Annotated in this window: 19 protein-coding genes; 13 read left to right on the plus strand and 6 right to left on the minus strand. The window is 65.1% G+C overall.

Annotated elements, in window-relative coordinates:
* Positions 1-8: 8 nt before the first annotated feature.
* Positions 9-431, minus strand: a complete 423-nt coding sequence (locus N826_RS14760; RefSeq protein ID WP_044430009.1) for an RNA-binding S4 domain-containing protein — start codon at positions 429-431, stop codon at positions 9-11.
* Positions 428-2,968, minus strand: a complete 2,541-nt coding sequence (locus N826_RS14765) for a helicase-related protein (RefSeq protein WP_044430106.1) — start codon at positions 2,966-2,968, stop codon at positions 428-430. The genes N826_RS14760 and N826_RS14765 overlap by 4 nt, the downstream gene beginning before the upstream one ends.
* Positions 2,969-3,204: 236 nt before the next feature.
* On the opposite strand from N826_RS14765, the gene N826_RS14770 reads away from it, so the two are divergent.
* Positions 3,205-4,641: a hypothetical protein gene (locus N826_RS14770; RefSeq protein WP_147040755.1), complete on the plus strand. Its 1,437-nt coding sequence runs from the start codon at positions 3,205-3,207 to the stop codon at positions 4,639-4,641.
* Positions 4,642-4,784: 143 nt separating this feature from the next.
* Positions 4,785-6,671: a molecular chaperone HtpG gene (htpG, locus tag N826_RS14775; RefSeq protein ID WP_044430012.1), complete on the plus strand. Its 1,887-nt coding sequence runs from the start codon at positions 4,785-4,787 to the stop codon at positions 6,669-6,671.
* A gap of 40 nt (positions 6,672-6,711) precedes the next feature.
* Here htpG and N826_RS14780 read toward each other — a convergent pair whose 3' ends face one another.
* On the minus strand, positions 6,712-8,637 hold the full coding sequence (locus N826_RS14780; RefSeq protein ID WP_244619615.1) for an adenylate/guanylate cyclase domain-containing protein: 1,926 nt from the start codon (positions 8,635-8,637) through the stop codon (positions 6,712-6,714).
* A gap of 407 nt (positions 8,638-9,044) precedes the next feature.
* On the opposite strand from N826_RS14780, the gene clpX reads away from it, so the two are divergent.
* The gene (clpX, locus tag N826_RS14785; protein WP_044430013.1) at positions 9,045-10,289 is read left to right on the plus strand and encodes an ATP-dependent Clp protease ATP-binding subunit ClpX; all 1,245 of its coding nucleotides are present in this window, start codon (positions 9,045-9,047) and stop codon (positions 10,287-10,289) included.
* A gap of 94 nt (positions 10,290-10,383) precedes the next feature.
* On the opposite strand, the gene N826_RS14790 is transcribed toward clpX, so the two are convergent.
* Entirely contained in the window at positions 10,384-11,226 is an 843-nt protein-coding gene (locus N826_RS14790; RefSeq protein WP_244619616.1) for a thermonuclease family protein, read from the minus strand.
* 93 nt (positions 11,227-11,319) lie between these two features.
* Between N826_RS14790 and pip the strand changes: the two genes are divergently transcribed.
* The 10 genes from pip (at position 11,320) to N826_RS40025 (ending at position 22,379) form a co-directional block, all read left to right on the plus strand.
* Positions 11,320-12,270: a prolyl aminopeptidase gene (gene pip / locus N826_RS14795; protein WP_044430014.1), complete on the plus strand. Its 951-nt coding sequence runs from the start codon at positions 11,320-11,322 to the stop codon at positions 12,268-12,270.
* Positions 12,271-12,371: 101 nt separating this feature from the next.
* Entirely contained in the window at positions 12,372-12,920 is a 549-nt protein-coding gene (locus N826_RS14800; RefSeq protein WP_147040757.1) for a hypothetical protein, read from the plus strand.
* Between the two features lie 141 nt (positions 12,921-13,061).
* Positions 13,062-13,277, plus strand: a complete 216-nt coding sequence (locus N826_RS14805; protein ID WP_044430016.1) for a hypothetical protein — start codon at positions 13,062-13,064, stop codon at positions 13,275-13,277.
* Positions 13,278-13,437: 160 nt separating this feature from the next.
* A complete protein-coding gene (gene rpmI / locus N826_RS14810) occupies positions 13,438-13,638 on the plus strand; it encodes a 50S ribosomal protein L35 (RefSeq protein WP_044430017.1) in 201 nt (66 codons plus the stop codon).
* 16 nt (positions 13,639-13,654) lie between these two features.
* Positions 13,655-14,020, plus strand: coding sequence for a 50S ribosomal protein L20 (gene rplT / locus N826_RS14815; RefSeq protein WP_044430018.1), 366 nt, complete (start codon positions 13,655-13,657; stop codon positions 14,018-14,020).
* Between the two features lie 163 nt (positions 14,021-14,183).
* Positions 14,184-15,263, plus strand: a complete 1,080-nt coding sequence (gene pheS / locus N826_RS14820; protein WP_044430019.1) for a phenylalanine--tRNA ligase subunit alpha — start codon at positions 14,184-14,186, stop codon at positions 15,261-15,263.
* A gap of 13 nt (positions 15,264-15,276) precedes the next feature.
* Positions 15,277-17,682: a phenylalanine--tRNA ligase subunit beta gene (gene pheT, locus N826_RS14825; RefSeq protein ID WP_044430020.1), complete on the plus strand. Its 2,406-nt coding sequence runs from the start codon at positions 15,277-15,279 to the stop codon at positions 17,680-17,682.
* Positions 17,683-17,772: 90 nt separating this feature from the next.
* Positions 17,773-18,801 (plus strand): cation diffusion facilitator family transporter, encoded by a 1,029-nt coding sequence (locus N826_RS14830; RefSeq protein WP_044430021.1) that lies wholly within the window; start codon positions 17,773-17,775, stop codon positions 18,799-18,801.
* 85 nt (positions 18,802-18,886) lie between these two features.
* Positions 18,887-19,216 (plus strand): hypothetical protein, encoded by a 330-nt coding sequence (locus N826_RS14835; protein ID WP_044430022.1) that lies wholly within the window; start codon positions 18,887-18,889, stop codon positions 19,214-19,216.
* Between the two features lie 223 nt (positions 19,217-19,439).
* A complete protein-coding gene (locus tag N826_RS40025) occupies positions 19,440-22,379 on the plus strand; it encodes a PAS domain S-box protein (RefSeq protein WP_052831269.1) in 2,940 nt (979 codons plus the stop codon).
* On the opposite strand, the gene N826_RS14845 is transcribed toward N826_RS40025, so the two are convergent.
* Together N826_RS14845 and adeC are read right to left on the minus strand one after the other, a co-directional pair.
* Positions 22,343-22,699, minus strand: coding sequence for a Lin0512 family protein (locus N826_RS14845; protein ID WP_044430023.1), 357 nt, complete (start codon positions 22,697-22,699; stop codon positions 22,343-22,345). The two genes, N826_RS40025 and N826_RS14845, sit on opposite strands and share 37 nt — an antisense overlap.
* A 78-nt stretch (positions 22,700-22,777) precedes the next feature.
* Positions 22,778-24,244 (minus strand): AdeC/AdeK/OprM family multidrug efflux complex outer membrane factor, encoded by a 1,467-nt coding sequence (gene adeC, locus N826_RS14850; RefSeq protein WP_280178471.1) that lies wholly within the window; start codon positions 24,242-24,244, stop codon positions 22,778-22,780.
* Positions 24,245-24,265: the final 21 nt, after the last annotated feature.

Here is a 24,265-nt window from a genome sequence, read left to right on the forward strand (position 1 = left end):
AGACGGCTTCAGAACTCTTCCCGCAGCTTTTCCGTCGCCCGCCGCTCTGCCTTGGTCGGGCGCCCAGACCCGGATGGACGCTCCGCCGCGCGCGGCATCGCCGTCTCGGGCGCCGGCGGCGACAGGTCCTCGTAGAGCGCCTGCGCCTCGGGAGCGGGGCCGCGCCGGACACCGAGCGCTACGATCTTGATGACCCGGATATGCCGTCCCTGGGCGAAGGTCAGGACGTCGCCCGGCTTGACGGAATGATGCGCCTTGGTGACGGGAGCGCCGCCGATCCGGACGGCCCCGGCGGCGCAGAGCTTAGCGGCAAGGCTGCGGGTCTTGAAGAAGCGGGCGTACCACAGCCACTTGTCCAGCCTCAAACGGCCGGACCCGGTTTCCGCACCGGCCCCCTTCAGGCCGTCATCGTCGTCGTCGCCGTCCGTCATCGGATGAATTCTATCTGCTTGAGCTTGGCAAAAGGCGAGTCGGGCCGGGCTTTCGCCGCCGGCTTCTCACCCTTGCCCCTGTTCCTGTCGCCGCCGCGCCGGGATGGACGCCCGCGCTGCCATATCACAGCCCCGCCTTCTCCCTCCCGGCGGCGGTATCCCATGGCGGTCAGGACGCCTTCCAAGTCCTCCACCGTGCTGCCGATCATCTGGGCCAGATCCGGCGCCGCCGTCAGCGGACCTTCGGTCGTGCGCTTGTATAGCTCCCGTTCCAGCCGTTCCAGGATATCGGCCCGCAAGGCTCGCGGTCCCATCGGAGGATAGCCCACTGCTTCCCAGAAGTCCGTGGGCACGGCATCGGTCGCCACCGAAACCCGGCCGGCCGGCGGAGTCGGGGGCGGCAGCGGCATCGCGGCGTGACCGCCGTGCAGGACAGCCCACAGCAGCCCCCGCGTCTCCACCGCGCGCGGCTTGATCAGGGCAGGCATGAAGACCTGACTGGTTGCCAGCCGGACTCCCAGCTTCGCCAGCGCCTGCCGGTCGGCCTTGCCGAGGCCGCCGATCAGCGACTCCAGGTCTGGCCGGGACAGACTGCCCAGCGATTCCGACAGCTGGAAGGCCAGCCCACGCGCCGGCCCCGACAACTCGGCGTTGCGCAGTCTGAACACCGGCGCCAGCCTGTCCTTGATGAAGGTTTCGACCCAGCGGGAAAGGCGGGTCCTAACCTTGTCGCGCTGGCCCGACTCGAACAGGTCGTCGTGCAGCGGCACTACCGATGGCGTCAGGATGGAAGGTCCTGCACCCAGCCGGGCGACAGGATGGCCCTGCCAGATCAGCACGCCGTCGGGGCGCAGCTCGATGGTGTCGTCGGCAGCCTGCTCCAGCAGCCGCACCCGCCGCCCGATCTCGTCCTTCAGGGCACGGCGCGCGGCGCTCATGAAGGCGCGCACGTCGTCCTCCCGCACCTCGGGGTCGAGCGTGAAGTGGAAGCCTTCCAGCCGGCCGACATGGTGGCCCTCCACCAGGACCTCGCCGGCGGCGGTCACGGCAGCCAGCAGCTCGCCGCCGCCCGCCAGCGTGCGCGCCAGCACGGCGGAGCGGCGGTCGACGAATCGCTGGGTCAGCCGCTCGTGCAGGGCGTCGGACAGCTTGTCCTCGATCGCGCGGGCGCGCTCTTGCCAGTGTGCCGGGTCGGTCAGCCAGTCGGGCCGGTGCGAGATATAGGTCCAGGTGCGGATATGGGCGATCCTCGACACCAGCGTGTCGATATCGCCCTCGGTTTTGTCCATCCTCGCCACCTGCTTCGCCACCCACTCCTCCGGCAAGCGGGCTTCGGGCGTCATCAGGTGGCGGTAGATCTGCGACAGCAGCCTGGTATGGGCGTCCGACAGTACCTTGCGGAAGTCCGGGATCTGGCAGACCTCCCACAGCAGGCGGACCGCCTGACGGTTGGTCGCCAGCTTGGCGATGTCGGCGTCGCGCGACAGGGCGATCAGCGACAGATGGTCGTCGGCGTCGCGCACCCGCATCAGCTCCGGCCGGTTCGGCCGCTCCTCCAGCGTCTTGAGCAGCAGGCCGGGACTGTCGAACCGAAGTGCGGTGTTTCGCCACATGATCGACTTCAGCGTCTCGAACTTGTGGTTTTCGACCGCATCGATGGTCTCGGCGTCCAGCCCGTTGAGGTCGCCGGTGGTGCCGAAGGTCCCGTCGGTCATGTGCCGGCCGGCGCGGCCGGCTATCTGGGCAATCTCGTTGGGGCGCAGCCGGCGCGGCGCGTGGCCGTCGAACTTGTTGAGCTTGGCGAAGGCGACATGGTCCACGTCCATGTTCAGCCCCATGCCGATGGCGTCGGTCGCCACCAGGTAATCGACCTCGCCCGCCTGATACAGCGCCACCTGGGCGTTGCGGGTACGCGGGCTCAGGGCTCCCAGCACCACGGCGGTCCCGCCGCGCTGGCGCCGGATCAGCTCCGCTATCGTGTAGACATCCGTCGCGGAGAACGCGACCACGGCTGAGCGCGGCGGCAGCCGCGTCAGCTTCTTGTGGCCGGCATAGGTCAGCGACGAGAAGCGCGGCCGGCTGATGAACTCGCATCGCGGCACCAGCCGCTGGATCAGCGGCTTGATGGTGTCGGCGCCCAGGAACATGGTCTCGTCCATGCCGCGCGCATGGAGCAGCCGCTCGGTGAAGATGTGGCCGCGCTCCGGATCGGCGGCGAGCTGGATCTCGTCCACCCCAAGGAAAGCGACCGGCCGGTCCAGCGGCATGGATTCGACGGTACAGACGAAATAGACGGCACGGGGAGGAATGATCTTCTCCTCGCCGGTAACCAGCGCTACGGCGTGGCGGCCCTTGGCCTTGACGATCTTGTCGTAGTTCTCGCGCGCCAGCAGGCGCAGCGGAAAGCCGATCATACCCGACCGGTGTCCCAGCATCCGCTCTATGGCGAGATAGGTCTTCCCGGTATTCGTCGGCCCAAGAACGGCGGTGACCCGCCCCTGGTGCTGAGAGGCCACGCCAGAGGATGCTGCGCTCATGGGGAGAGCATTGGGCTTCGGATGCCGCATTGCAAGAGCAGTGATGATGTCTTCCACCGCAAATATTCTACCGGATGGACCGCCAGGGCAGGTATGGGGTATCTACAATTCTCGCTAAATCAATGCCGGAAAGCTCTGGAGCGATCATGCCTGCCAATACGCTACGCGCCGCCGTCGTCTCTCTCGCCCTGTCTCTGGCGCTGGTGCTGGCATGGTCGTCCACCGGGCATGCCGTCATGGCGACGCCGGAGCAGGCGGCCGACATCGCTCGGGTCATCGAACTTCGGATGAGCGAGTGGTTCACGCCGGAAGACGACGAAGACGCCGTGGTCGAGTGGTACGGTCCGGTGAAGGTCGATCCGGAGGGTGAGCGATACGTGATCCATCTGCCGCCCTCGTCGGTTCAGGACGGCAGCGGCACTCGAATCGAGATCGGGACGATCCGGCTGGACGTCGAACCCATTGCCGACGGTGCCTATAAGGTCGCCGCACTGCTTCCCGCTGATATCCCGATGTTCGGCGATGATGACAGCCATATGGCCGATCTGACCATCGGCGCCCAGCGCTTCGAAGGTGTCTGGTCGGCGGCGATGGAAAACTTCCTTTCCGTCGATGCGGATTTCCGGTCGCTGGCGATAAGGAGCCTCGATGATTCGGCCAGGGTCGATCTCGATGCATTGATCGTACGGCAGAACCTGGAGCAGAACTCTCCCGGCAGGTTCAGCGGTCCAAGCAGCCTCGGTTTCGAAAAACTGACGCTGAAGGGTCCTGGAGGCACCCTGTTGCTCAAGATGGACCGGCTGGATTTGGCGTCCGCGGTGGAAAGCATCGACCTCGCGCAACAAGGCAGGCTCAGCCGAGAGTTCGGCGCCTTGGCGTCGACGGATATCGATTCGACCGAGTCCGCCGCTGAAATCAAGCGGCAGTTCCGGTTGCTTTACGATCTACTCGGCGGGCTGAGCATCGATCTGAAGGCCGATGGCATCACCGCACACGATCCGGATAGCGGGACGGATGTCGCCATAGCCGATCTCAGCACCAGTATGAGCGTGAGCGGTCTGAGGGACGGCAGGAGCCGCATCGGATTGGGCTACCGTCATACCGGTTTCTCGCTCGCGCCCGATCCGTCCATAGGCGAATTGATGCCCACGGAGGTCGATGCGTTCGTGCAAGTCACCGGCTTGCCGAACGATGGCTTATGGCGCGCCCTTATCGACTACGTGAACATGGTGCAGAAATCGGGCAAGCGCGTCGCGGACAAGCAAGCCGGCGCAAAGGTTTTCGACCTTCTGGCAAAGGCGGGCAGCCGCTTCGAAGTCAGCAAGTTTCGCTTCCTGTCGGAGAAGGTCGAGAGTTCCTTGGAAGGAAGCGCGGTTCTGGATGCGAAGGCGCCATTCTCTTCGACTGGCGAGGCGCGCGCCGTCATCCGCGGCGTAGAGAACGCCATCAAGACGCTGGGTGCCGAAAATCGGACGGCGGAAGAGCAGCAGGTGCTGGCGCTGGCCAGCATGTTCCAGGTGCTTGGGCAGATCGGCAAGGACGAGGCCGGCAGGGATGTGCGGATCTACGACCTGCGCTTCCCGCCGGACGGCAGCGTGACGCTCAATGGTGCCGATATGGGTGCGTTGCTGGGCCTTCAAGGCACCGGCAATGCTCCCGTCAAACGCAAATGACGCTTGCCGCCTCTGGTCTTTCGCTCAAATTCGAGACATCTCAGGATTGGGCTTGCAGCTTTTCGCAGCATTTCACATATCTGGCACAGCTTACGCACCCAACCCGATTTCGACGCTAAACTTATACCGAAGGTGAAACAGCAATGTCCGAGGAACGGCTTAGTTTCCAGGCCGAAGTCAGCCGCCTGCTCGATATCGTTGCGCACTCGCTCTATAGCGAAAAGGAAGTGTTCCTGCGCGAGCTGATCTCGAACGCCTCAGATGCCTGTGACCGCCTGCGCTATGCGGCCCTGACCCAACCCGAACTTTCGGCGGAAGACCCAGATCTCAAGATCCGCCTGACGACCGATGCCGAAGCGAAGACCCTGACCGTCGCCGACAACGGCGTCGGCATGAACCGCGAAGACCTGATTGAGAATCTGGGCACCATCGCGCGCTCCGGTACCGCCGCCTTCATGAACAAGCTGACCGGTGACGCCAAGAAGGACGTCGGGCTGATCGGCCAGTTCGGCGTCGGCTTCTATTCCGCCTTCATGGTGTCGGACAAGGTCGTCGTGCTGACCCGCAAGGCCGGCGAAAGCCAGGGCTGGCGCTGGGAATCGGACGGCAGGGGCGACTTCACCGTCAGCGAAGCTGCCGACGTTCCGCGCGGCACCCGCGTCGAAATGCACCTGAAGGCCGACGAGGGCGAGTTCCTGGAGGAAAGCCGGCTGCGCCGCATCGTCCAGAAATACAGCGACCATATCGCGCTGCCGATCGTCTACGGCGAGGGCGAGGAAGCCCAGTCGCTCAACAAGGCGTCGGCCCTGTGGACCCGTTCCCGGAACGAGATCACGCCGGAGCAGTACAAGGAATTCTACCATCACGTCGGCCACGCCTTCGACGAGCCCTGGCTGACGATGCACTGGCGGGCCGAAGGCAAGATTGAATACACCAGCCTGCTGTTCGTGCCGGCGACCAAGCCGTTCGACCTGTTCAACCCGGACCGCCGCCACCGCGTCAAGCTGTATGTCCGGCGCGTGTTCATCACCGACGAGGCCGAGGGTCTGGTTCCGCCCTACCTGCGCTTCCTGCGCGGCGTGGTGGACAGCGAGGACCTGCCGCTCAACGTCAGCCGCGAGATGCTCCAGCACAATCCGATGCTGGCCAAGATCCGCAGCGGCATCGTCCGCCGGGTGCTCGGTGACCTCGTCAAGAAGGCCGACGACGCCGAGCAGGCCGAGGCCTACGCCACCTTCTGGGAAAACTTCGGCGCCGTCCTCAAGGAAGGCCTCTACGAGGACTACGAGCACCGCGAACAGATCACCAAGCTGCTGCGCTTCCGTACCACCGGGGCCGAGGGCCTGGTGTCGCTGGACGATTACGTCGGCCGGATGAAGGAAGGCCAGGACGCGATCTTCTACATCACCGGCGATGACATCGACACGCTCCGCCGCAGCCCGCAGATCGAGGGCTTCAAGGCACGCGGCGTCGAAGTGCTGCTGCTGACCGATCCGGTCGACGAGTTCTGGATTCCGTCGGTCGCGGAGTACAAGGACAAGAAGTTCAAGTCGGTCACCCGCGGCGGCGCCGACCTGTCCCGGATCAAGGCTGCGGACGAGCCCGAGAAGCCGGCGGAGGACAAACCAGCCGAAAACGATCTCGGCAGTCTGGTGGCGGCGCTCAAGCTGACGCTGGCCGATGCCGTCAAGGATGTCCGCATTTCCGAGCGGCTGACCGACAGCCCAGTCTGCCTGGTGGCGGACGAGGGCGACATGGACATGCACCTGGAGCGTCTGCTGAAGCAGCACCGTCAGCTCGACACCAGCGCCCAGCGTATCCTGGAGGTCAACCCGACCCACCCGCTGATCCGCCGGCTGACCGATCTGGCGGCCAAGGACGGTGTCAGCGACGGTCTGGAAGACGTGGCATGGCTGCTGCTGGATCAAGCCCGCATCGTGGAAGGCGAACAGATCCCCGATCCCGCCGCCTTCTCCCGCCGCTTGGCGGTGATGCTGGAGAAGGGCCTGCTGACCGGGCTGGCCGCCTGACGATCCCTTGGTGACCATGTTGGGCCGGGGCCCAACATGGTCACCGCATCATCGAATCAGCTTCAATCTCCAACCTGAACACCTCGACCCGCTCGCTCCGGCCACGCAGGTTGCGGATGCCGACGGAGGTCAAGGCGACGCAGCCGCCGCTTTCCTCGGCGGTCGACGCGCCGGCCAGGACGATCACCTCGGCCTCGCCCTGGAGGCCGGCGGCCAGTTCCTCGATTCGCGCGGCTGTGTTCACGCTGTCGCCGACGATCGTGTAGTTGATCCGGCTGGCCGAACCGATGTTGCCGACGACCACCGGACCGCTGTGCAGGCCGATCCGCACGCGGACCGCCGGCAGACCGACGGCACAGCGCTTGACGTTGTCGCCATGTATCGCCACGGCAATCGCATGCGCCGCCCGCAAGGCCCTCGCCGCATGGTCCTGCTGGACTTCCGGCGCGCCCCAGAACGCCATCACGGCGTCGCCGATGAACTTGTCCACCGTGCCGCCCTCAGCCTCGATGCAGGCGGACAGCAGGGAGAAGTGGCTGTTCAGCAAAGCGGCCGTCTCGGCGGCGCCCAAGTCCTCCGCCAGCGCGCTGAAGCCCCGGATGTCGGTGAACATGACGGTCACCTGCCGCTCTTCCGAGCCGATGCCGCCGCCCGTCTTGTCCGATGCGTCGCGCTGGATCAGCCGCAGCACCAGACCCTTGGGGACATAGGTCTCGAACCACCTGAGCCCGGCGACCATGGCGTTGAAGGCGTCCGCCGCGTTCGCCAGCTCGCGGAAGCGGCTGTCGGGCAGGGTAGGGGCGCCCTTGAAGTCCAGCGCGCTGACGCTGGACGCGGCAGCCGCCAGACGGCCGATCTGCCGGCTGATCGCGCGCCCGATCCAAAGCGCCGCACCGACTGACACCAGCAGGATGCCGAAACCGACCAGCGCCGTGGTCCACAGGCGCTCGATCTCCACGCCGACCTCGTCGAGCCGGTAGTTGATGCCGACCGTCCAGGGCTGGGCGCCGTAGCCTTCCAGGCTGCGCAGCAGGAACAAGTGGCTGTCGTCGCCGATCTCGACGACTTCCGCGTTGGTCCGGTTGCGGCCGGTGATCGTGAAGCTGTCCGCCGGCCGGCTGTTGCGCCATAGGCTCGCCAGCACCGGATCGTCCACCTGATCGATGCGCGGCAGCGGCAGCCCGGCCTGTTCGGAAAAATTGAATTCCTTGTAGCGCAAGGCCTGATGCGCCATCACGTGGTCGCGGTCGTAGAGGACGAAGGCGCTCAGCCCCTCGTCGACGTAGAGTTCCGACAGGAAGCGCGACAGGTCGCCGAGCGCCACCGCCACGATCATCATCCCGATGAACTTGTCGTCACGGCGGACCGGCATCCGCAGCGTCAGCAGCGTGGTCTTGCCCTCCGCCGACCAGACCGGCTCCGCCCAGTAGGGACCTTGCCGATCCTTGCCTTCGGCCATGGCCTGGGTCATTTCGGACGAGGCGGAGAGGTCCAATACCGACTCACGCACCTCACCGTTGACCCGGGCCGCTCGAAGTACCACCTGACTGAGAGGTGAAAATCCGACCCCCGTGACCTGCGGAGTCGCAGCCAGCGCGCCCTGAAGCGTGTCGAGCATGCTTTGCCGGTCTTCGGGATCGAGTTTTCCGCTCTCTATCAGCCCGGTAAGGTACGTGATCTGATCCCGTGCCGGATCGAGCTGGTGACGCACCCGAACCACGACGCTGTCGATCGCCAGATCGGCTTTATCGTTCAGCAGGGCAAATGTGTTGCGTCCGGCACTGCTGAGCCCCAGGATCAGGACGCTAGCCACTGCGGCAAGCATCAAAGTCCCGAAACCCGCCACCAGCACGGCGGCGATCGGCAGACGAAGACGGCGGCGCTTTCCGGCGGTAAGGCGCCCGGACATCCGGGCAGCAGGCGGAGCGACCGGAGGTATCGGTGCGTCGGTGGCCGCTTCGGTCATGGCCGGAAACATACCCGGACAGGACCCGAACGGCAATCGCGTTCATACGAATTAGACAGGTGGGTCCACGTAAAATAGGAGGTTTTGCAGGTGGTGTGTGTCGTGCATCGTGATATCGTGTCAGACGTGCCATCGAATGGCACGCCGTTACCGGGGTTCAGGTACAATGGCGTGACGTTCTATGTCATGCGTCGTGTTGACGCTGCCATGATTCACGTGCAGGACTGTTATCATCATGCAGTACTGCAACAGGCTGGAACCTTCTAAACGGAAAATCCACCTCGGAACTGTTAACTGTTGGGGATGCACCATACATTGTGGATAGACGCGGATAACCCACACCGCTTCGCCGCATCGAGTCGTGATGCAGTTCCGGTTGCTCGCAGGGACCAAGGTACAGCCCGGATATGACGAAAGAACACTCGAACCAAACCCTCTACTGCTCCTTCTGCGGCAAGAGCCAGCATGAAGTGGTGAAGCTGATCGCCGGCCCCGCCGTGTTCATCTGCAACGAATGCGTCGATCTTTGCATCGACATCATTCGGGAGGAGAACAAGGAGCGGGATACCAAGGCGGTCGGTACCCCGGCTCCGCGCGAGATCGCGGCGACGCTCGACAGCTACGTGATAGGGCAGGCGCAGGCCAAGAAGGTTTTGGCGGTAGCGGTCCACAATCACTACAAGCGCTTGGCCAATGGCGCCGGCGCCGGCCGGGGCGACGTCGAGATCGCCAAGTCCAACGTCCTCCTGCTGGGGCCGACCGGCTCGGGCAAGACGTTGCTCGCCCAGACCCTGGCCCGCATCATCGACGTGCCCTTCGCCGTCGCCGACGCGACCACCCTGACCGAGGCCGGCTATGTCGGCGAGGACGTCGAGAACATCGTTCTCAAGCTGCTCCAGGCCGCCGACTACAATGTCGAACGGGCACAGCGCGGCATCGTCTATATCGACGAGATCGACAAAATCTCCCGCAAGGGCGAGAACACCTCGATCACCCGCGACGTTTCGGGCGAAGGCGTACAGCAGGCGCTTCTGAAGATCGTCGAAGGTACGGTCTGCTCGGTCCCGCCCCAGGGCGGCCGCAAGCACCCCGGCCAGGAATTCATCCAGGTCGATACCTCCAACATCCTGTTCATCTGCGGCGGCGCGTTCGCCGGGCTGGACCGGGTCATCGCCCAGCGCAACCGGGGCACCGTGATGGGCTTTGGCGCTGACGTCAAAGGCCCGGATGAGCGCGGCATCGGCGAGTTGCTGCGCGAGGTCGAGCCCGAGGATCTGCTGAAGTTCGGCATGATCCCCGAGTTCGTCGGACGCCTGCCGGTGGTGGCGACCCTTGAGGATCTGGACGAGTCGGCTCTGATCAAGGTCCTGACCGAGCCGAAGAACGCCCTGGTCAAGCAGTATCAGCGCCTGTTCGAACTGGAGTCGGTGAACCTGGAGTTCTCCGAGGACGCCCTTGCCGCCATCGCCCGCAAGGCGATGCAGCGCAAGACCGGTGCCCGCGGCCTGCGCTCGATCATGGAAGCCGTCCTGCTCGACATCATGTTCGAACTGCCCGGCATGACCGGTGTCGAGTCGGTCGTGATCAACCGGGAAGTCGTCGAAGGCAAGGCCAAGCCGCTTCGCCTGCTGTCGCAGCGTCGCACCGCCTGATCGGTTCTCGGGTCCGTTGAAGTTGTTGGGCCATGGTCCGACCTACGTTCAGTCGTAGGTCGGACCATGGCCCAACTTCGTTTACGGCAGACTTCTACTGCAGCAGCTCGATCTGTTCGGGATGCGTCAGGTCCATTGCGGGACCGTTGCGTTCATCGATCCAGCCACGGACGCGGATACGCTTTCCCTTCAGCGATTTCAGGTCCATTCCGGACGACGCGAAGGCTTTCGCGTCCCGGGGCGATATCCCGGCGGTGAAGTCCGTCTTGAAGTCCTGGCCGAAGTTCAGGAAGAACCGCCCCCGTACGTCCGCTACCTCGGCAACCGTACCTTCGACGAGCTGATAGGTGTCGGGAGGTCCGACCTTGCCGTCCGCATCCTGCACCCGGTAATAGTTCAGCGCCCAGATGCCGCGTTTCGCTTCCCGCGCGCCCGCTTCGAGCGCCATCAGCTCCGGTGCCGCCGCACGGTTGTCCGAGAAGGTATAGACCCGCGCCAGACCCCGGCTCAGCATCTCTCCCTGTGCCCAGATGCCATCTTCGGTGTGCAGGTGGGCCAGCGTACGCCCGTGCCGATCCATGCGGGTGCCGCCGTACGACAGCGTCACGCGCTTGCTCAGTACCAGCTTTTCCAGTTCCGTTTTCGCCTCCCGCGCCAGTGGCCATTCCTTGAAGTTGGGCCGGTTTAGCGGCAGCTTCGGGGCCTGGATTCCGACGAGCCGAACCTCCTTGCCGTCGTCCAGGACGACCGTGTCGCCGTCGATCACCTCGACCACCCTGGCGGAGGTTCCCTCTGTCAGCTTTCCGTCCGCCGGCCTTTCTTCCAATTGTCCGCCGGTCTTTCCGGCTGCCCAGGATGGAACCGCCAGGGTTTGCAGCAGGACCAGAAGTACGGTAATCAGGCGTAGCAGTATTCGCTTGGCTCCGGTCATTTCCATCAACCTTTTTCAATCTCCCGCATAACGCGTCTTTGCCACGGCGACCGCCGTCCCATAAACTCGCCTACTCACGACACCATACGGCCCACCCTGATGCCTCGCACCGAGTTGTTTCCGCCTATCGACCCTTATCAGACCGGTTTGCTCCAGGTCGATGCGGTACATTCCCTATATTGGGAACAATCCGGCAGCCCTCGCGGGGTTCCGGTCATCTTCCTTCATGGCGGGCCGGGTGCAGGGGCGTCGCCGACCCACCGCCGGTTCTTCGATCCATCGCATTACCGGATCATCATCATGGACCAGCGGGGCGCTGGCCGGTCGACTCCGCTTGGAGAAGTGCGGAACAACACCACCGAGCACCTGATCGCCGACCTGGAACTGCTGCGTACCCAACTCGGCATCGCGCGCTGGCACGTCTTCGGCGGTTCCTGGGGCAGCACGCTGGCGTTGTCCTATGCGCAGGCCTGTCCGGACAGGTGCATCGGGCTGATCCTCCGCGGCATCTTCCTGATGCGCCGGTCGGAGATCGACTGGTTCCTTCATGGAATGCGGACGATCTTCCCGGAAGCGTGGACGAACTTCGTCAACTTCCTGCCGCCGGAAGAGCGCGGCGATCTGCTGGAGTCGTATTACCGCCGCCTGACCAGTCCGGATCACGCCATTCGGATGGGCGCGGCAAGGGTGTGGAGCATGTATGAGGGCGCCTGCTCGACATTGCTGCCGAGTCCCGAACTGCTGTCGGCCTCGGGGGAGGACAACCACGCCCTGAGTCTCGCCCGAATCGAGGCGCATTATTTCCGCAACAATCTCTTTACCCCGGAGAACCGCCTGCTGGACAGGATCGACCGCATCCGCCACATACCGGCGGTCATCGTCCAGGGGCGCTACGACATCGTCTGCCCGATCATGAGCGCCGACGAATTGCACCGGGCATGGCCCGAAGCCGACTATAACGTGGTGCCAGATGCCGGTCATTCGGCGATGGAACCGGGAATCCGGTCTGCCCTGGTCGCTGCCACTGAAAGGTTCAGGAATCTTACCTGAAGGTGAGTGCAATCACTCGCCTCATGCACTATTTACCAATTGTTACACTTCCTACTATAAGCTCTCCCAGGTGTTTGGGATTAGGGGGCTAGGTGATCCAGATGCGTCGCATGGTATTGGCAGCGGTGGCACTGGGACTCTGCCTTGCGGCTGGCACGGCGGTGGCCCAGACCAGTCCGTCGCAGGTTAAGCCGGAATACATCACCGGCGGGGTCGGTTATTTCGACCTTCGCCCGTCCGAGCCTTCCTCGAATGTCCAGCTCGACTGGGGCATCGGCCTGAAATACTGGCTATTCGTTCCGCCGACCACAGGGGCGGCCCTGGCTCCAAGCGATCGCAACGCGGTAACCCCAGGTGGCAGCCATGGCGGCATCGGCCTGGAACTGTCGCTTGGAGAGGGTTTCATCTTCACGCCCAGCATCGCCGCCGGCCTTGCCGACAGGGGTGAGATCCGGGACCCGACCAACCCCGCCAACAGCCAGATCGAGATCCGTACCGGCATCGCAGCCGCTTACGAGTTCTCAAACGACTGGCGGCTCGGGGCTACCTATTTCCACGTGACCAACCCAGGCGGTCAGGATGGCGCTTCTTCCAGCACCGCGGGCGACGTGCTGAACTTCACGCTGGCGGTGCCGTTCGGCGGCAAGTGACCGCTCGCCCAAGCACTCCGGCAGCCGGGCACTATGACAACATACATCTAAAATCCGGCATATCTATATCTACGCCCTTGTTACCTCCGAAGGGGTGCTCCGATAGACTGTGACAGGTAATCACAACTCGGAGCGCCGACCATGTTCGGACATACCATAACGCCTGGAACGCGGCAGGCCGGCAACTTCGTCCCGGTGCCACCCTCTTCCGCATCGTCCGCATTCGCATCCTCGACCCGGCGGTGGACGGACGCTTCGGCATTCCCTGTCAGACAGCCTGCACGCGACTATGCAGCGGACATCCCGGTTCCGCAGGCCGACCGCGTCACCCGCGCCCTTTTGGCCGCGATCTTCTGAACAGGTCGGGATTCACAGCCGTCCATCGTCAATGCCGGCTTGCTTTCCCCCGGCCTCGCCGGTATAACCCACGGCTCATTCGAGCGGCGAGGCTGGGTCGAAATACCCTGTGGACATGCCCAACCGCTCCGAACAGCAACTCCATGGTTAAGGAGCGAAAATGTCCAAGTTGAAGACTCATAGCGGTTCGAAGAAGCGCTTCAAGGTGACGGCCTCGGGCCGGGTCAAGGCTCAGGCCGCCGGCAAGCGCCACGGCATGGTCAAGCGTACCCAGAAGATGAAGCGCAATGCGCGCGGCACGATGGTGCTCGCTCCTCAGGATGGCGTCACCATCCTGAAAAACTTCCTGCGCAACGCCTGATCGGGGGAACTGACCTATGGCACGTGTCAAGCGGGGCGTAACCACTCACGCCCGTCACCGTAAGATCCTCAAGCTGGCCAAGGGCTACCGCGGCCGGTCCAGCAAGTGCTTCCGCATTGCGATCCAGAAGGTCGAAAAGGCGCTTCGTTACGCCTATCGCGACCGCCGCAACAAGAAGCGCGAATTCCGCGGCCTCTGGATCCAGCGTATCAACGCCGGTGCGCGCCAGCACGGCCTGACCTACTCGCGTTTCATGAACGGCATGAAGCGGGCCGGCATCGAGGTCGACCGCAAGGTCCTGGCCGACATCGCCGCGCGCGAGCCGGAAGCGTTTAAGGTCCTGGTCGATCAGGCCCAGGCCGCTCTCGCCCAGGCTGCTTGATTCACTTAGGCGTCCCCTTTTCAGCGGGCGCCGATGGAATTGACGGCAATTGACAAGGGGGCAGCCCGGCTGGGCTGCCCCCTTTTCGCGTTCGGGCTTCTGGTTTCCCAATAGCTGCCCAATGCCCATCCCTTGCTAGCCTGCAACCCTGACGAGGAATCCCATGTCCGCTCTCGAAGCGCTGAAGACGGAACTGCTGGCGGCGGTGGCCGAGGCCGCTGATCTGGCGGCGCTGGAAGAGGTGCGCGTCGCCGCACTCGGCAAGAAAGGCCGAATCACCGGCCTGATGGCCGACATGCGCTCCCTCTCGCCCGACGAGCGCAAGGAGCGCGGTCAGGCGATGAACGCTCTGAAGGACGAGGTCGGCGCCGCCCTCGATATCCGCAAGGCGGAACTGCACCGCGCGGCGCTGGCGCTGCGGCTGGAAGCCGAGCGGATCGACGTCACTCTGCCGGTCCGGGCCGAACAGCAGGGCCGCATCCACCCGATCACCCAGACCATCGACGAGCTGACGGCGATTTTCGCCGACATGGGGTTCTCGGTCGCCGAAGGGCCGGACATCGAAGACGACTTCCATAACTTCACGGCGCTGAACTTCCCGCCCGGCCATCCGGCGCGCGATATGCACGACACCTTCTATTTGCCTGACCGGCCAGCCGACGGCAGCCGCATGCTCCTGCGCACACACACCTCGCCGGTGCAGGTTCGCTCGCTACTGAAGGACAAGGCGCCGATCCGGGTCATCATTCCCGGCCGGACCTATCGTTCCGACTACGACATGACCCACACCCCGATGTTCCATCAGGTCGAAGGTCTTGTCGTGGACGAGAAGACCAGCATGGCGCACCTGCGCGGTTGCCTGGTCGAGTTCTGCCGCGCCTTCTTCGACGTGGACGACCTGCCGCTGCGCTTCCGCCCCAGCTTCTTCCCCTTCACCGAACCCTCGGCGGAAGTCGATATCGGCTGCCTGCGGCGCGGCGGGGAGCTGAAGATCGGCAACTACGGCGACTGGCTGGAGATCCTGGGCTGCGGCATGGTCCATCCCAACGTGCTGGAGAACTGCGGCATCGACAGCACCCGTTACCAGGGCTTCGCTTTCGGCATGGGTATCGAGCGCATCGCCATGCTGAAATACGGCATCCCCGACCTGCGCACCTTTTTCGAGGCCGACCTGCGCTGGCTGAAGCATTACGGCTTCGTGCCGCTCGATACGCCTTCCCTGGCCCAGGGCCTGACCCGTTAAGGAACAGCCGACGATGAAGTTCACCCTTTCCTGGCTGAAGGCCCATCTGGATACCGGGGCCGACGTCGATACGATTTCCGAAAAGCTGACCGCCCTCGGCCTCGAGGTCGAGGAGGTGATCGACCGCTCCAAGGGCCTGGAGCCCTTCAAGGTCGCCTATGTGGTCTCGGCCGAAAAGCACCCCGACGCCGACAAGCTGCGCGTCTGCATGGTCGATACCGGGTCCGAAACGGTTCAGGTCGTGTGCGGCGCTCCCAATGCCCGTACCGGCATGAAAGGCGTCTTCGCGCCGGCCGGCACGACCATTCCGGCGACCGGCGTCGAGCTGAAGAAGGGCGTTATCCGGGGCGTCGAATCCAACGGCATGCTCTGCTCCGAGCGGGAAATGGGCCTGTCGGATGAGCACAACGGCATCATCGATCTGCCGGAGGACGCGCCGGTCGGCGCTCCCTTCGCATCGGTGCTGGGCCTGGACGACCCGCTGGTCGACATCTCCCTTACGCCTGACCGGGCGGACTGCGCGGGGGTGCGCGGCGTCGCCCGCGACCTGTCGGCCGCTGGTCTCGGCCCGCTCAAGCCGATCGACACGACTCCGGTGCCGGGCGGCTTCGCCAGCCCGGTCACCGTCTCCCTCGATTTCCCGGAAGGCGAGGCATCGGCCTGTCCGATGTTCGTCGGCCGGCTGATCCGGGGCGTCCGGAACGGCCCCAGCCCCCGCTGGCTTCAGGATCGCCTGCTCTCCATCGGCTTGCGGCCGATCTCGGCGCTGGTCGACATCACCAATTTGATGACATTCGATGTCGCTCGTCCGCTTCACGTCTTCGACGCCGGCAAGCTGCACGGCGGTCTGATCGTCCGGCCGGCCAAGGCCGGCGAGACGCTGATGGCGTTGAACGGCAAGGAATACACGCTCGAACCCGGCATGACCGTGATTGCCGACGACAGCGGCGTCGTCAGCCTGGGCGCCGTGATGGGCGGCGAGAGCACGGGCGTCACCGAGACGACGACCGACGTGTTCCTGGAAGCGGCGCTGTTCGATCCCGTCCGCACGGCGCAGACCGGCCGCAGGCTGTCGATCGACAGCGATGCGCGCTACCGCTTTGAGCGCGGCGTCGATCCCGCCTTCGTCGTTGCGGGCGCGGAGATCGCGACCCGCCTGATCCTGGAGATCTGCGGCGGCTGTCCCAGCGAACTGGTGATCGCCGGGCAGGAGCCGGAATGGCACCGCACCCTGACCCTGCGCCCGGAACGGGTGCTCGGCCTCGGCGGCGTCGACGTTCCGGTTCCGGAACAGATCCGCATCCTGGAAGCGCTCGGCTGCGGCGTGAAGACCCGCGACGACGGCGTCATGGAGGTCTCGATCCCAAGCTGGCGCGCCGATATCCACGGCGAAGCGGATCTGGTCGAGGAGATCCTGCGGGTCAACGGCTACGACCACATCCCGGCCATCCCGCTGGAGCGTACCTCCGCCATCACCAAGCCGGCCCTGAACGTCAAGCAGAAGCGGGTCGTCACGGCCAAGCGCGTGCTGGCGGAGCGCGGCTTGTCGGAAGCGGTGACGTGGTCCTTCATGTCGTCGGCCCATATCGACCTGTTCGGCGGTGTGCCGGACGAGTTGCGCCTGCTCAACCCGATCAGCGCCGACCTGGACGTGATGCGGCCCTCGATCCTGCCCAACCTGATCCAGGCGGTCGGGCGCAATGCCGACCGGGGCTATGCCGATGCCGGGCTGTTCGAGGTCGGGCCGATGTTCCGCGACCCGTCGCCGCAGGGACAGGATACCGTCGCCGCCGGCGTGCGCTCCGGCGTGATGGTTCCGCGCCAGTGGGCCGAAAAGCAACGCCCGGTCGATGCCTTCGACGCCAAGGCCGACGCGCTGGCCGTGCTCGATCAGGTCGGGGCGCCGACGACCAACCTTCAGTTCACGACCGATGCGCCGGGCTGGTACCATCCCGGCCGCTCCGGCGTGCTGCGGCTGGGTCCGACCGTGCTCGCCCGCTTCGGAGAGATGCATCCGGAAGTGCTGGAAGTCCTGGGCGTCAAGGGACCCGTCGTGGCGTTCGAGGTCATGCTCGACGCCGTGCCGTTGCCCAAGAAGAAGGGCGGGACCGCAAGGCCGCTGCTCCGTCTGTCGATGTTCCAGCCGGTCCAGCGCGACTTCGCCTTCCTGGTCGATGCCTCGGTGGAAGCGGAAAAGCTGGTCCGGGCCGCCAAGGGCGCCGACAAGACGCTTATCAGCGATGTCGCCGTGTTCGACGTCTATCAGGGGCAGGGGATCGAGCCGGGCCGGAAGTCGCTCGCCATCGCGGTGACGATCCAGCCGACGGCCAAGCCGCTGACCGAGCCGGAGATCGACGCCATCGGCGCGAAGATCGTCGCGGCCGTCGCCAAGGCGACCGGCGGCACTTTGCGCAGTTGACGTGCGCCACACGTTTTCATGCTTAAATAGGAGACAGGCGGGTCTTTCCGGCCCGCCTGTCCACCACCGAAGCTTGAAAGCATAAGGGTCATGGGTTCGCATCCGCACGCCAACGACGATGGCCATCACCCCGGGCATGACCATGGCCATAGGCAAGATCATGGACACGGCCATGATCACCACGGGCATGGTCACGGGCACATCCATGCCCACGCCCATGACGAGCGGCGCCTGCTGCTGGCCCTGATCCTGACCGGCGGCTTCATGGTGGTGGAAGCGGTCGGTGGCATCCTTGCCGGGTCGCTGGCCCTGCTGGCCGATGCCGGCCACATGCTGACGGATACGGCGGCGCTGTCGCTCTCCTGGTACGCCTTCGTGGTCAGCCGGCGGCCGGCGACCGACAAGCGGTCATACGGCCAGCACCGCTTCCAGGTCCTGGCGGCGCTGATCAACGGCGTGACGCTGGTGGCTGTCGCCGGATGGATCACGGTCGAAGCCGTCCGGCGTCTGTTCGATCCCGTCCCGATCGTCGGCACCACCATGCTCGTCATCGCGGCGGTCGGCCTTGCCGTGAATATCACCGGCTTCCTGATCCTCCACGGCGGCAATCAGGAAAACCTCAACATGCGGGGGGCCGCCCTGCACGTGCTGGGCGACCTGCTGGGCTCGGTCGCGGCCATCGTCGCGGCGGTTGTCATCCTGTGGACCGGCTGGACGCCGATCGACCCCATCCTGTCCGTGCTGGTGGCGCTGCTGATCCTGCGCAGCGCCTGGACGCTGATCGGCCGCTCCTGGCATGTCCTGATGGAAGGGACGCCGGAAGGGCTGGACGTGGACCGCCTGCGGCGCGAACTGACCGATGCCGTTCCCGGTGTGGAGGATGTCCATCATGTCCATGCCTGGTGCCTGACGCCGGAACGACCTCTGATCACCTTCCATGCCAGCCTCCACACCGATGCCGATCATGACGAGGTGCTGCGCCGGCTGCGCGTGGAACTGGTGAGCCGCTTCAACATCCAGCACTCGACCATCCAGCTCGAGAGCGATGCCTGTACCATCGGTCCCTGCATCGAAAAGGATGCTCCTGGAAAAAAGGCACGTGAATTCAACGTACAGTGATCTCGTTCACAGCGGTATAGCTGGCTCCGGTTTAGTTTCCCGGTCATTCCCCATCCTGGGGACGGAAAATACCAGGAGCGATGCGATGAACGTGATCCCGTTCCCCAGTTGCAGGTTCACTCCAGCCGACTTGTCGGCCTTTTACGAGGTGGCTCTGCCCAAGTGCTCGCGCGGCGCCTGGGCGGGGGTCGCGCGCCAGACGGAACGTCACCACGACCGTCTGCTGATCTCCCTGCCCGGCGTCGGCGAGCCGGTCTTCATCTTCGAGCGGGATGTCGCCGGTCATTACTGCCTGTGGTTCAGGGACGGTAACGGCAAGCGCTGCATCGGCAAGGGGATGACGGCATCCGCCTGCCTCAGCATCTGGCGGCCGGCGCCCGTGCGTCGTCGTTCCGCAGCCGTACCGGTGTGCTGACCGGGCCGGGTCTGTCCAGTTCGGGCGAGCCCGTCAACCAGTCACTACACCAGCTTCTATTATGTTTTTCTTAACCATAATCGCCGAGTCTTGACTCCTGTTCGGCCATGGAACCCTTGGCAAAGGGGTGGTTGCCGAGCAGGCCAGATCAACCCGGTGGCGTCCTTTGCAGCATTTTCCGGTAAGCGCCCCGATAACCGAAGCACGGCTTGGGCGCCTTTAAATGAGCCTCCTGTCCCGCCTGTTCATTCCGGTCCTCGTCGCCATTCTGCCGGCGATCGGCTTCGGGATTTTCGATGAATTCGACGCCCGCAGCACCGCCGGAGCCAATGTCAGGGCGGAAGCGGCCCAGTTGCGCGACACCATCCAGGCGGAGCAGGCGCGGGTCTTCGACGGCATCAGGCAGACCGCGCTGCTGGTCGCCGCCTCCGCCGCCGTGCGCGACGGCGACTCCCATGGCTGTCAGGCGTTCCTAGACCGGTCCGCCGCGGCGCTCCCGCGGGAGCAGATCATTTCGGTAACGGACAGGGTCGGCACGGTGGTCTGCTCCAGCCGGCCCGATCAGGTAGGCCGACCGTTGGGCAGCCGGTTCGATCTTATGGCGGCCCTCAAGACCGACCGTTTCCTGGTCGGCGACTATATCCGCATGGGAGCGTCGGGAGCAGCCTTGCCGTTCGCCGTGCGCTACCAGGGCAGCGACGGCCAGGTCAGGGGGATCGTGGCGGTCATGCTCGACGTGGCCTGGTGGAAGACGGACCGTTCCTTCACAGGACTGCCGGAAAACGTCTCGCTGACGGTGGCCGACCGTACCGGCACTATCCTGGCGCGCCGGCCCGATCCTGCGGATCAGGCAGGCCGGTCGGCCGTCGGACGCACCCTGGAAAACCTTGCCGCTCCCGGCGTGCCGGCCGACTCTCCGGTAGTCCAGGCGACCGTCCAGCCTTCTGCATCGCCCCAGGGGCTCTTCATCGGTGTCGGTATCGATCCGCGCGACATCCAAAGGGGATTGGACTCGGCCACTCTCCGGCGCGTGCTTTTCCTGACCGGCGGTCTGGCGGCGGCGCTGCTGGCGGCCGCCTTTCTGGGACAGCGGTTCATCCGGCGTCCGGTCTCCGCCCTGGTCGAGGCTTCGGCACGCTGGGGTGCCGGCGACTACCGGGCCCGCGTCGGGCTGTCCGACGACCGGTCGGAGTTCGGCGTGCTGGCGCGCGCCTTCGACGCCATGGCGGAAGCGCTGGAGCGGCGCGAGAAGGAGCGCGGAGTGGTGGACGATACCGCGCGCAAGATGGCCGCCGTTCTGGAGAGTTCCACCGACGGGATCTGCGAGATCGACCGCGACTGGTGCATCTCGTTCATGAACGGTCGAGCCCGGGCCATCGTCGATCCCGACCGCGACATGATCGGCATCCCTCTGTTCGAAGTCTTTCCGGAAGCGGCGGGCGGTCTGGTTCAGCGTGAGTGCGAGCGCGCCATGGCCGAACGCGTGCCGGTCAGTTTCGAAGAGTATTTCGGCGTTCACGACCGCTGGCTGTCGATCCGTGCTTTCCCGACATCCGACGGGCTGATGATCTGCTTCCAGGACGTGACCGAAGGCCGCCGGGCGGACCAGCACAGCGCATGGGCCGAGGCCCATAACCGCGCCATCGTCTCCACGGCACCCGACGGCATGGTCGTGATCGACGAGCGCGGCGTGATCCAATCCTTCAATCCCGCCGCGGAGCGCCTGTTCGGCTACCAGTCCGGCGAGATCGTCGGCTGCAATGTCACCGTGCTGATGCCCGAACGGGACCGGGCCGTCCATGACGGCTACATCTGGAACTACCGGCATGGTGCCGACCGGAACGTGATCGGCAAGGGACGCAAACTTGAAGGGCGCCGCAAGGACGGTTCGACCTTCCCGCTCGAACTCTCGGTCGCGGAATGGAAGGACGGTTGCCGGCGCTTCTTCACAGGCTTCATGCGCGACGTGACGGTGCGGCATGAAGCCGACGCGGTCGTGAAGGCCGCCCGTGCGGAGTCGGAGCAGGCCGTGCTGTCCAAATCCCGTTTGCTCGCCGCCGCCAGTCACGATCTGCGCCAGCCGGTACAGTCGCTGCTGTTCCTGAGCGCCGCATTGGCCGACGGACTGCGCGGCCATCCGATGCTGCCGCTGGCCGGCAGCATCGATCAGGCGACGGACGCCCTGAAGCGCCTGCTGGACGGGCTGCTGGACATATCCAGGCTGGATGCGGCTGCCGTCACGCCAAGGATCACGGTATTCCCCGCCGATACGCTGGTCGGCAAGGTGAGCGCCGAGTACGGCCAGCGCGCCGAACGGCAGGGCGTCAGCCTGCGGACCGTAGGGTGCTCGATGCGCATCGCCAGCGATCCGGCCCTGCTGGAAACCATCCTGCGCAACCTGATAGAGAACGCGCTCCGGCACACGACGCAGGGCCGAATACTGATCGGTTGCCGCCGGGTGTCCGGGACCCTCCGGATCGACGTCATGGACACCGGAATCGGCACGACGCCCGGCTGGTCCGACTCCTTTGCGCAATGTCCCGATGGCGGGGAAGGCATGGGTCTTGGAATGGCTGTCGTGCGGCGCTTGGCGGCCCTGCTCGGCCACCGCATCACGGTCGAGTCCGCACCCGGCCATGGTTCCCGAGTCTCGGTCGAAGTGCCGCTTGTCGATCTACCCTGTCCGAAACGCTCGACGACGGAAGAAGTGGCGGCAGCGGCGGAAGAGCGACACGATCCGGATACGCGGGGACTGGTCGTCATCCTCGACGACGAGGCCATCATTCTGATGGGGCTTAGGGTCCTGCTGGAAAGCTGGGGCTATCAGGTGATTTCGGCCATGTCGCTGGACGAAGCAGTCCAGCAGGTGGCGGACGGAACCCGCTCGCCCGACCTGATCGTCGCGGACTACCGCCTGGCCGACGGCAATACCGGACCGGAGGCGATCGATGCGATCCGCGAGATCGCCGGCCCCGGCATACCCGGTATCGTCCTGACCGGCGATACCGCCCCAGGCATCCTGGACCGGGTCGGCCGGCGGGGTTTCGGCATCCTGCACAAGCCGGTTGCCGCCAACGATCTGCACCGGATCGTACTGGAATACGTCGAAGGGGGCGCCGAGGCCCGTCAGATACCGACTTCGACCGCGGCGTTGACGATGTAGATCATCTCGTTCTTGTCGTCCTTGTCCGCCAGGAAGATGCCGCTGGGCGCCAGCATCCCGCCGGGACCGACATGGATGCTGACGTTGCCATAGGGAAAGACGGCGCGGACGGCGTCCTCGTCCAGCTTCTCGGCATCGGCGGGGACCGCCAGATGGACCCGCACCTGCATCTTGCCGGTGTCGCCGCCGACAAGACCGCGCATGCCGGGCATGGAATTGCGCTCGATGGCGTTGCGGACCGCCCGGATCGACGCCTTGGTCACATCCTGACCGTGAAGGTCGGCGCCCATGCCCAGTTCAACGAACATGACCTGTTTCATCGTCGCTTCCTCTCCCTTTTCCGTTCGATGTCGGTATCGATTGCACACGATAGACATCGAACGGAAAGGTGGAAAGCGTCAGAGACCGGCGACCGTGGTTTTCGGAGCGCCGCCGCCCAGCACCTTGTAGAGCGTCACCAGATTGCTGAGCTGCGACAGCCGCGCGTTGATCAGGTCCTGCTGTGCCGCATAAAGCGACCGCTGGCTGTCCAGCGCGTTGAGGAAGCTGTCGAGGCCCCGGTTGTAGCGCAGGATCGACAGGTCGTAGCTGGACTGCGTGGCATCCACCAGGGAGCTTTGCGCATCGAGCTGGTCGTCCAAGGTACCCTGGGCCGCCAGCGCGTCGGACACTTCGCGGAAGGCCGTCTGGATCGATTTCTCATACTGGGCGACGCCGATTTCCCGCTGGAGCTTTGCGCTTTCCAGGTTCGCTTCCCGCCGGCCGAAGTCGAAGATCGGCAGGTTGATCTGCGGCGCGAAAGCCCAGGCGCCGCTGCCGCCCTCGAACAGCCCCGACAGCGAAGCGCTGGCGGTTCCGGCGGAAGCGGTCAGGCTGATGCTCGGGAAAAAGGCGGCCCGTGCGGCGCCGATATTGGCATTCGCGGACCGCAGATTGTATTCCGCCTGCATGATGTCCGGCCGGCGTTGCAGCAGGCCGGAGGGCAGACCGACCGGCAGGTTGGCTACGAAATCGCCGGTGCCGAGCGGCGGTGCCTTGTCCAGCACCTGATCGACGATCGGAGATCCCACAAGTAGGCTCAGCGCGTTCTTGTCCTGCGCGATCTGCCGGACATAGGCGGCGCGGTTGGCCCGCGCCGTGTCGACGGCGGTGCGCGCCTGGGCCACGTCGAGCTGGGTGCCGACGCCCCGATCGAAGCTGCGCGAGGTCAGGTCGTAGGACTGCCGCTGCGTCCGCAGCGTATCCTCCGTCAGCTTCAGCAGCTCCTTGTCCGCCAGCAGCGTCAGATAGGCGTTGGCAACCTCGGCGATCAGCGAGATCTGGGTCGCGACCCTGGCTTGGTCGGTCGCGAAGTAGCTTTCCAGGGCCGACTGCTCCAGGCTCCGGACGCGGCCCCAAAGGTCGAGTTCGTAGGCCGTCGTGCCGACGCTGACGTCGTACTGGCTCGTGATCGAGGCTCTGCCGGTGCGCGACAGGTCGCCCGGCGTCCGCTGACGCTGAAGGCTGCCGCCGAGATCCGCCGACGGCAGCAGGTCGGCCCGCTGGATGCGGTACTGTGCCTGGGCCTGCTGGACGTTGAGCGCCGCTACCCGCAGGTCGCGGTTGTTCGCCAGGGCCTGATCGATCAGGCTGCGGAGCTGGGGCGAGCGGAAGAATTCCTCCCATCCCAGGTCCGCCAGCTGCGGTCCGCTGCCGACCGGCTGGGCGGCGCCGGAGTCGGCATAGGCGGGGCCGGTCGGCCAAGCTTCCGACACCGGGGATGCCGGCCGGATGTATTCGGGGATGAACGAGCATCCGCCGAGCAGCAGCAGCGCCAGCGATGCGGCAGGCGCCAGACGCCTTTTCTTCATGGTCTTGTCCGTCATTTTCCGCCGTCTCGATCCGAT

Source organism: Skermanella aerolata KACC 11604, from assembly GCF_000936425.1.
Classification (GTDB): domain Bacteria; phylum Pseudomonadota; class Alphaproteobacteria; order Azospirillales; family Azospirillaceae; genus Skermanella; species Skermanella aerolata.

What these genes read in the sequence shown, in the direction of transcription:
- adeC (WP_280178471.1), bottom strand. Translation starts at nt 24,244, where the DNA reads ATGACGGACAAGACCATGAAGAAAAGGCGTCTGGCGCCTGCCGCATCG.
- N826_RS14835 (WP_044430022.1), top strand. Translation starts at nt 18,887, where the DNA reads ATGAACGTGATCCCGTTCCCCAGTTGCAGGTTCACTCCAGCCGACTTG.
- N826_RS14765 (WP_044430106.1), bottom strand. Translation starts at nt 2,968, where the DNA reads ATGAGCGCAGCATCCTCTGGCGTGGCCTCTCAGCACCAGGGGCGGGTC.
- pip (WP_044430014.1), top strand. Translation starts at nt 11,320, where the DNA reads ATGCCTCGCACCGAGTTGTTTCCGCCTATCGACCCTTATCAGACCGGT.
- clpX (WP_044430013.1), top strand. Translation starts at nt 9,045, where the DNA reads ATGACGAAAGAACACTCGAACCAAACCCTCTACTGCTCCTTCTGCGGC.
- rpmI (WP_044430017.1), top strand. Translation starts at nt 13,438, where the DNA reads ATGTCCAAGTTGAAGACTCATAGCGGTTCGAAGAAGCGCTTCAAGGTG.
- N826_RS14800 (WP_147040757.1), top strand. Translation starts at nt 12,372, where the DNA reads ATGCGTCGCATGGTATTGGCAGCGGTGGCACTGGGACTCTGCCTTGCG.
- N826_RS14845 (WP_044430023.1), bottom strand. Translation starts at nt 22,699, where the DNA reads ATGAAACAGGTCATGTTCGTTGAACTGGGCATGGGCGCCGACCTTCAC.
- N826_RS14760 (WP_044430009.1), bottom strand. Translation starts at nt 431, where the DNA reads ATGACGGACGGCGACGACGACGATGACGGCCTGAAGGGGGCCGGTGCG.
- N826_RS14780 (WP_244619615.1), bottom strand. Translation starts at nt 8,637, where the DNA reads ATGACCGAAGCGGCCACCGACGCACCGATACCTCCGGTCGCTCCGCCT.
- N826_RS14790 (WP_244619616.1), bottom strand. Translation starts at nt 11,226, where the DNA reads ATGGAAATGACCGGAGCCAAGCGAATACTGCTACGCCTGATTACCGTA.
- N826_RS14770 (WP_147040755.1), top strand. Translation starts at nt 3,205, where the DNA reads ATGGCGACGCCGGAGCAGGCGGCCGACATCGCTCGGGTCATCGAACTT.
- pheS (WP_044430019.1), top strand. Translation starts at nt 14,184, where the DNA reads ATGTCCGCTCTCGAAGCGCTGAAGACGGAACTGCTGGCGGCGGTGGCC.
- pheT (WP_044430020.1), top strand. Translation starts at nt 15,277, where the DNA reads ATGAAGTTCACCCTTTCCTGGCTGAAGGCCCATCTGGATACCGGGGCC.
- N826_RS14805 (WP_044430016.1), top strand. Translation starts at nt 13,062, where the DNA reads ATGTTCGGACATACCATAACGCCTGGAACGCGGCAGGCCGGCAACTTC.
- htpG (WP_044430012.1), top strand. Translation starts at nt 4,785, where the DNA reads ATGTCCGAGGAACGGCTTAGTTTCCAGGCCGAAGTCAGCCGCCTGCTC.
- N826_RS40025 (WP_052831269.1), top strand. Translation starts at nt 19,440, where the DNA reads ATGAGCCTCCTGTCCCGCCTGTTCATTCCGGTCCTCGTCGCCATTCTG.
- rplT (WP_044430018.1), top strand. Translation starts at nt 13,655, where the DNA reads ATGGCACGTGTCAAGCGGGGCGTAACCACTCACGCCCGTCACCGTAAG.
- N826_RS14830 (WP_044430021.1), top strand. Translation starts at nt 17,773, where the DNA reads ATGGGTTCGCATCCGCACGCCAACGACGATGGCCATCACCCCGGGCAT.